This window comes from Prevotella micans F0438 (assembly GCF_000243035.1).
In the GTDB taxonomy this organism is placed as follows: Bacteria; Bacteroidota; Bacteroidia; order Bacteroidales; family Bacteroidaceae; genus Prevotella; species Prevotella micans.
In genome coordinates, this window is the sequence record NZ_JH594521.1 from 892,333 (window position 1) to 899,953 (window position 7,621).

Annotated in this window: 5 protein-coding genes and 1 pseudogene; 4 read left to right on the forward strand and 2 right to left on the reverse strand. The window is 43.4% G+C overall.

Going from position 1 to position 7,621, the window contains the following annotated elements; genetic code table 11:
- Positions 1 to 342: pseudogene (locus HMPREF9140_RS03700) on the forward strand (DUF6261 family protein); the annotation flags it as partial.
- A gap of 399 nt (positions 343 to 741) precedes the next feature.
- Here the strand turns inward: HMPREF9140_RS03700 and HMPREF9140_RS03705 are convergent.
- Positions 742 to 2,736, reverse strand: a complete 1,995-nt coding sequence (locus HMPREF9140_RS03705) for a TonB-dependent receptor (protein ID WP_006951856.1) — start codon at positions 2,734 to 2,736, stop codon at positions 742 to 744.
- 63 nt (positions 2,737 to 2,799) lie between these two features.
- Complete coding sequence (locus HMPREF9140_RS03710; RefSeq protein WP_006951857.1) at positions 2,800 to 3,297, reverse strand: helix-turn-helix domain-containing protein; 498 nt, start codon at positions 3,295 to 3,297, stop codon at positions 2,800 to 2,802.
- Between the two features lie 624 nt (positions 3,298 to 3,921).
- Here HMPREF9140_RS03710 and HMPREF9140_RS03715 point away from each other — a divergent pair.
- The 3 genes from HMPREF9140_RS03715 to HMPREF9140_RS03725 all read left to right on the forward strand — a co-directional run bounded on the left by HMPREF9140_RS03715 (position 3,922) and on the right by HMPREF9140_RS03725 (position 7,403).
- Complete coding sequence (locus HMPREF9140_RS03715) at positions 3,922 to 4,527, forward strand: WbqC family protein (RefSeq protein WP_006951858.1); 606 nt, start codon at positions 3,922 to 3,924, stop codon at positions 4,525 to 4,527.
- Positions 4,524 to 6,074 carry a ComEC/Rec2 family competence protein gene (locus tag HMPREF9140_RS03720; protein WP_006951859.1) on the forward strand — a complete coding sequence of 517 codons (1,551 nt, stop codon included), beginning with the start codon at positions 4,524 to 4,526 and terminating at the stop codon, positions 6,072 to 6,074. Before HMPREF9140_RS03715 ends, HMPREF9140_RS03720 begins: the two co-directional genes overlap by 4 nt.
- A gap of 156 nt (positions 6,075 to 6,230) precedes the next feature.
- Positions 6,231 to 7,403 carry a nucleoside recognition domain-containing protein gene (locus tag HMPREF9140_RS03725; protein ID WP_006951860.1) on the forward strand — a complete coding sequence of 391 codons (1,173 nt, stop codon included), beginning with the start codon at positions 6,231 to 6,233 and terminating at the stop codon, positions 7,401 to 7,403.
- Positions 7,404 to 7,621 lie beyond the last annotated feature (218 nt).

Below are 7,621 nucleotides of genomic sequence, written 5' to 3' on the forward strand. Positions count from 1 at the left end.
CTCGAGCCCCTCTTCGAAGCTCTGGAGAAAGAGCGCGGCCTCTCGAGCGGCTCGCTCTCATTCGCCCGCGAGTTCCGCGGAACCGGCAAGAAGCGCGCGTATCTACTGAACGTCGCCGGCAAGAGCTCCATCTGGGTCGTAATCTCTAAAGGCAAACTCGTCGTCGTTCCCGAGCCGAGCGGAAAATCAACCGGCTCCGGCTCAAAACACGGCGGCGGGAATGGTTCAGGCTCTGGTGGAAATGGTTCAGGCGGGAATGGTGGAAATAAACCCGGTGGCGGAACCGGCGGCGGCTCCCCCAAACCCGGTCGAGAAGAAGACCCCGGAGAAGATAAGGTATAGGGGAAATAATTCCCTCTCCCTCCCCGAATCCGGGGAAGAAAGATAAATCGTTTATATAATCATTAAGACCTGCATCCGTCGTGACGACGCGTGCAGGTCGACCGTTTTTATATATACATGTGTTCGGTTTAAGAGAAATTATCCTGCCTTTGTCGGACGGTGGCGGACAGACGTATCGGCATGGGTATCGGACAGACACACCCACCTGTCCATCCACCAAGACAGGATAAATATTCGTGCAGAACAGGGCAGAAAAAATCTCATGCGGTCGGCAGACCGAATTGGCATGGGTATCGGACAGACACGGGGTCTGTCCCTACATGCGGCCTGTCGGCCGAGTGCAGGGGGACGCTGACATTTTTAAATCAAACCAATCATATTCCTTATTCTTAACTCGCATTAAAAATCGATTCGTAATGCAATTGCGCCGTTTAGGCCGGGCATGGGATAGTTGAGAATCACATCATATTTTTGGTCGAACAGATTATTAACCTCTAAAATGGCCTTACATCTGGCATTTTTCAACCGAAAATCATATTGCAAAGACGCATCGTGGGTGTACCACGGTTGCATGTAATTATATTGGATATTCTCCTGCTCGTTATATCGCTCGCCGGTGTAAATAAAACTGTAGTTTAAATGCCAGCCGCAATAATCGAAATTCAGAACTAGCGAACCGCTGTGGCGCGGGATATAAGGAATTTGATGGTGATAGAAGGATGTCGACGAAGAGGTTACATCACGAGCCGACTGGAAAGTGTATTGCAATCGGCAATTCAACTCCGAATTTCGGAACGGAATGAATTTAAGGGCCGACGAAAAATCTAATCCGCGAATGTCGACTTTGCCGAGGTTCAACATCGTCCAACGAAACTGTTGTCCTTTGGGGTAGGCTATAATTTTATCATCAACCATGTTATAATACACATCCGTCTGAACAGAAATATTCTTCAGAAAACCTGCGAAACTGCGCTCGAAACTCGCTCCGATATCGAATTGCTTAGCCTTTTCAGGACGAAGGGCGGCATTACCCACATCAGTGTAATAAAGGTCGTTGAACGTTGGCATACGAAAACTTTGTTTCGCAAAAGCCCGAAACGATACGGTTTTTCCGGAAAACGGACGAATGTTGAGAAACAGAGCCGGAACAAAACGCGAAATGTTTTTCTGACTGCCCGCACGCAAACGGTCGTTCACGAATATTCCAAGAACCGATGCTTGAACACCGATTATCCAACGTTCGAGAGAGGTTGCAAAACTCGCAAAATGACTTTTTCGTTGTGGAAACACAAACCTATAAACGTCGGCATTTAGTTTGTTCCATTTGAAGTCGTAAGCCAATGAAGCGCTCCATCCTGGAAGAATTTCATAAGCATTGGTCGTTGAAATATAAGCCTCCTGCTGCCAAAAACGATTGTCTACTGGCAACTGTGTAGTGTCGCGATTGGCATAATGAGTCCTGTAGTAGGCATATTTGGTCATCCATCGAGTAGAAAATCGGCTGGTGATGTCGCGCTGGAATCTGCCCTGAAAAAAAACATTCAAATCGTTTTGTCGTTCCCCGCGTCGCCAAACATTATTCACAATTGCACCTGGAATTCCTCTTTCCGATTCGTAAGCATACAATTTAGCATTCCAAAATCCATGCTGAATTGTTCCATTTATATTCAACTCCGTTCGGAAAGCGCGAATGTCGCCGTTTTGTCTCACGGCGATGGTATCGTAGGCTATCCCGCCGTCGGGACGCACTCGTTTATAACGGAATCTGTAACGCCCGCTCGACGACAAAAAACATGCATTCAACGAGGTGCTGACGCGCGACGAAACTCGCTGTTCCCAAAGCGACGAAATGGAAAATAAATCGCTCGAACCATATTTCGCATTGAAACGAACATGGTAGCGCTCACCCGGAAAAAAAATCGGTCGCCGAGTACGGATATAAATATTTCCGGCGTTACCAAAATCGGCTGCCGATTGCAACAGTGCACTTTTCTGACCATTATAAAGTGAAATCTCCTCGACATTATCAAGCGCAAAATGTCCCAAATCAATCTGTCCGTTCTGTGCGTTCCCAAGCTCAATTCCATCATAGAAAATCCCCAAATGATGCGTTCCCATACTGCGAATATCTACAGTTTTCAATCCGCCCACGCCGCCATAATCTTTCAACTGCAAGCCTGCGAAATAACGCAATGCATCTGCAATCGAACCGCTACTCAACTGGTCTAGCGCATCGCCTTTCAATGTTCTGGGTGCAATAATCTCACGTTGTGAAGGACGACTACGCACAATAATCTCATCGATTGTGTGAGCTGTGTCTACAGGCAAAGTTTGCGCTCGCACAGTCATAGCATAAAAGGCAAATAGAATTGGAACGAAAAGGAATCGTAACATCGAAATCTTTTTGCCAACAACTAAACTGAAAGCTATGAATTTCATCAATCGAAAAAACAATCGTCACTTTTGCGGAACAAAAGTCTCCCAGGTTTGATCGTCGAAGAAAATACGAATCTCAGTTATATTTCGTTTAGGTGCATCGACAATCTGAACTTCCTTTATAATCTTATTTTCTATTGATGACTCATCCTTTGGCTTTGTAAAATCCCGTTCATTAGTTTGGTTTCGCAAATTTGTAGCTCCTGTAAACGAACGTACCGGGATATCGTTTTCAAAATTCAAAGTAGGTTCGTTGAATTTCGATTCCACTGGTTTATTTACCGGTTCCGCTCCGCCGTTTTGTTCTCTATTACTAAACATAGGCTCGATTCCATACATCAACCAATCCAAGCTAATCGACGGAAATTTACTCCTGATAGCTTCCACCGTATTTAGCGTCGGTTTCGTGCGCCCATTAAAAATACTGCTTAATGATGCCGACGAAATGCCGATAAAATCAGAAAATGTTTGCTGTGTCATGTGCTGGCTCTCCATGAGCTGTTTAATTCTATCCTTCATCCTGTTTTTTATCTGATTTATATTAAAAAATAGTTCTCTATAACGGTTTACAAAGATAAAGCCTTTGTTTTACGTATTCGAATTTGGGTTACCAAAACTGAAAACGTATGCCACCTTTACAATTACAAATCTAAAAAGAAAAGCGTTTAAAAAAAGTGTCGACGGTTTAAATATATAAACCCACATACACTTATACATAGCTTTACAAACCTTTAATTACACCAATTTATATATTGGTGTACAGTGCTTTTTATATCTCTATAAGAATCTATATTCATAAATACTCCCCACGTATTGCCTGCAAAGCTTATTGCCATATAATACTTCATTAATTATATCTTATATATCACTGGCGCTAAAAGAATTATAGATATTCGCATCCTTTGAATTTAGTACGCATTTAGATAGCTAAATGCTATACTGAAAAGGGTTATGATATGTAAATTACGACATCCCCACCCCCAGTCTTGGTTTCAGGAAACTAAATATTCACGCTTTGTACATACATAGTTGTAAATTTGTTTAGGATTACAAATGTGAAGGGCTGGCGCATTGCGTTTTCACTTTGTAAATAGAATCCTAAATGCGTACTTTTGGGCATGAAAAAACCATATCATAGAATACATGCAGACAGCTTTACTTTCTTCAGTCTACTTCGGTCCGGTACAATGGTTTCAAAAGTTAAATCGATTTGAAACGTGCATCATCGAGCAGTACGATAATTTTGTGAAGCAAACATACCGCAACCGTTGTGTCATTGCTACCGCAAATGGTATTCAGGTGTTATCGATTCCTGTTGAACGATTCGATGAACTAAAATGTCAAATGAAAGATGTACGAATTAGTGACCATGCAAATTGGCGACATGTTCATTGGCATGCAATCCTTTCGGCCTATGGAGAAAGTCCGTTTTTCGAGTTCTATCAGGATGAAATCCGGCCATTCTTCGAGCGCAGATGGAAATTTCTTCTAGATTTCAACCTCGACATAACACAGAAAATTTGTGAACTACTCGACATTCAGCCGAAAATGAGCCTCTCTTTGGAATATTTGAAGAATCATCCGAACGATTTTCGCGAAACGATTCGTCCGAAGCATCCATTGCCCGACCCTGATTTTGCGTCGAAAGAATATTATCAGGTTTACCGACAAAAAAATGGATTTCAACCTAACCTAAGCATTCTCGATCTTCTTTTCAATGAAGGGAACGAATCGATTTTCTATCTATGAAAGCTGCCACTGCCCTAAATCTGAATCCTCTTTTGAAAATTGCCGTCATGTTGATGATTGGTATTCTTATCGGTCGTTCACTATCGGCTTCTGTTGGTATTATTCCATGGATTTTTCTTACAATCGCTACTTTGCTGTCGGCACTATTCATTTGTAACAAAAGCCTAAAGAATTTGTCATTGCTCGCAAGCATTTTAGCTCTTGGCGGATTCCTCGCAACCACTAAGGAGAAATCATTGAAAACGCCCCTTCCAAAGGGTGAAACGTACTATGAAGCAATAATTTTGTCAGAACCTGTGGAGCATGGAAAAGTTATCATGATGGATTTGGGCGTTTTGGTTCCGGATGGTATTATGAAAATAAAAGCCTCACTACTACGCGACACGCTCACCAACCGATACTGTACTCTGCACGTTGGCGATGGTATTGAAGCCTTTTCCGAAATAACCGCTCCCTACGGCTTACCCAATTCCCGATTTAATTACGGCGAATGGTTACGCATGCACAATTTTGCTGGTCAAACATTCATATATTATAATGAATGGTGTAAGGCCGAGCTCGATTTAACCAACCTCAGCTATCTTGACCGAACGATAATTGCTTTGCGGCGCTATCGCCAAAAACTAATCCAACGCTATGAGCGTATGGGGCTTTCCGACCAGGAGCTGGCCATCGTCACCGCAATGACGCTGGGCGACAAACACCTCATCGACAAGGAAACAAAGGAAAACTTCTCCATTTCAGGTGCAAGCCATGTTCTGGCGCTTTCGGGTCTTCACCTTAGTATAGTCTATGGTATCCTTGCCTATCTTCTTTCGCTCATTGCCGGCATTCCATTTCTGGGATGGTTGCGCAGGAGCGGAATTTCTGAACTACTAGTTCTAGGTGCTGTTTGGAGTTATGTTTTTCTGGTGGGATTCTCACCGTCGGTTGTCCGTTCAGCCATTATGCTCACGATTTACTCTGCTATTTCGATGCTCGACAGAAACAAATTTTCATTGAACACTTTGGCTCTTTCGGCAATCGTGATGCTTGTTGTTAATCCCTTCATTCTATACGACGTTGGATTTCAACTTTCGTTTGCGGCCGTTACAAGTATATTGCTTTTCACCCCAATCTTTTTCAGTATGTTTTCAAGAATATGGCTACAGCGTCATCTATTTTTCCGCTCAATTTATGGTATGCTGGTCATCTCTTTGAGTGCGCAATTAGGCACAGCTCCGCTCATAGCCTATTATTTCGGCCGATTTTCATGCTATTCCCTTTTCACGAACATCATTGTTGTTCCCTGTGCGGCCTTGATTCTCTATTCATCGCTTGTACTCCTATTTTCCGAACCATTCTCGACGCTTCAATCCTATGTCGCCGAATTTCTAACCGCAATTTCCCGAACAATGAACAACGTAACCGCATTCGTGAGTCATCTTCCTGGGGCAAGTATAGAGCACATCAACATTTCCGTCGTGCAGACATCGTTGCTCTATGTACTACTTCTTTTTACCTATCTGATTATTTCTTTTTTCACCCGTCGAATCGATTTCCGATAGGGATTCTTACGGCTGACATTGGACTAGGGGCAACAACGGAAGGACACATACCATTTTCTAAAGTTCTGATGACCGAGATAGGAGATATTGAAGTGAGGGGTTTTATTGTACCTTTGCGCGGTCTTTTACTTTAAAAAACAAACAAGAATGAAAAAAATGGAAACCCACACCGATAAATCAGGCGGTGCAATGGGAAAGTTGAGAAAATTAATCCCATCGGGCATTACGTGTTTAATTATCATTGGCGTACTATTCGGTTATATAGGGTCTAAGATGGGGGCGGCCGAAATGCTAAACACCATCATGCACACAGCGCACGATTTGTTGCTCAACACTGTGTTCTATCTTATGGGAATATGTGTGATTACGGGTGCTATTGGTAAACTGTTCGTTGAATTCGGAGTGGTTGATTTGCTAGAAAAGATTCTTCGTCCGATGATGCGACCGCTATTCAATTTGCCCGGTGTTGCATCGTTGGGAGCTGTTATGACTTTTCTTTCAGACAATCCGGCCATTATTTCGCTGTCGCAAGACAAGCGTTTCAGCAGCTATTTCAAGAAGTTTCAGTTCATTTCGCTCACAAACTTCGGTACGGCTTTCGGAATGGGACTAATCGTGATTGTGTTCATGATTGGTCAGGGATTTTTCATCGAGCCGCTAATCGGATTGTTCGGAGCTTTCATTGGCTGCATTGTTTCAACTCGCACTATGCAGTATTTCATAGTGAAGAACTATCCGCAATACGCCGTTGAAAATGCATGCGATGAGGACTTCAATCACGAACATCAAGAGGTTGAACAAAAAGAGGAGAAATCTGTGTTCCTGCGTGTGCTCAATTCGTTACTCGATGGTGGGAAAACGGGTGTCGATGTGGGAATAGCCATCATACCGGGTGTGCTAATTATTTCGACCTTGGTTATGATTCTTACTTTCGGAGCGGGCGACGATGGGCATTACACCGGTGCAGCCTACGAGGGAATTGAACTGCTTCCGACTTTAGCCAATAAAATCGACTGGTTTTTCAGATTCATGTTCGGCTTCACCGATCCTCACCAAATAGCCTTTCCAATCACGGCTTTGGGAGCAGTGGGAGCAGCACTCAGTTTGGTTCCTAATTTCTTGCATCATGGCTGGATTGATGGTAATGCTATTGCTGTGTTCACAGCCATCGGTATGTGCTGGAGCGGATTCCTAAGCACTCACACAGCCATGCTCGACTCTCTGGGCTATCGTGAACTCACCTCGAAAGCTATTATCTCGCACACGATAGGCGGCATCATGGCCGCACTCGTTTCGCACTGGGTTTATTTGCTATACACTTTGATATAGGATAATCTTTTTGAGATTAATTTGTCAGAAAAGATTGAATAATATACCTTTGCGGCCATGAGTTTCGAACCCATTTTTAATAACAGCAACGCGACGCAGAGAAATTTCGATTTCTCTGTGATTTTTTCGTCCAATAATTTGGTAGGCTCGGAAAAAAGTGCTAACACACACACACACACACACACACACACACACACACACACACACACACACACACA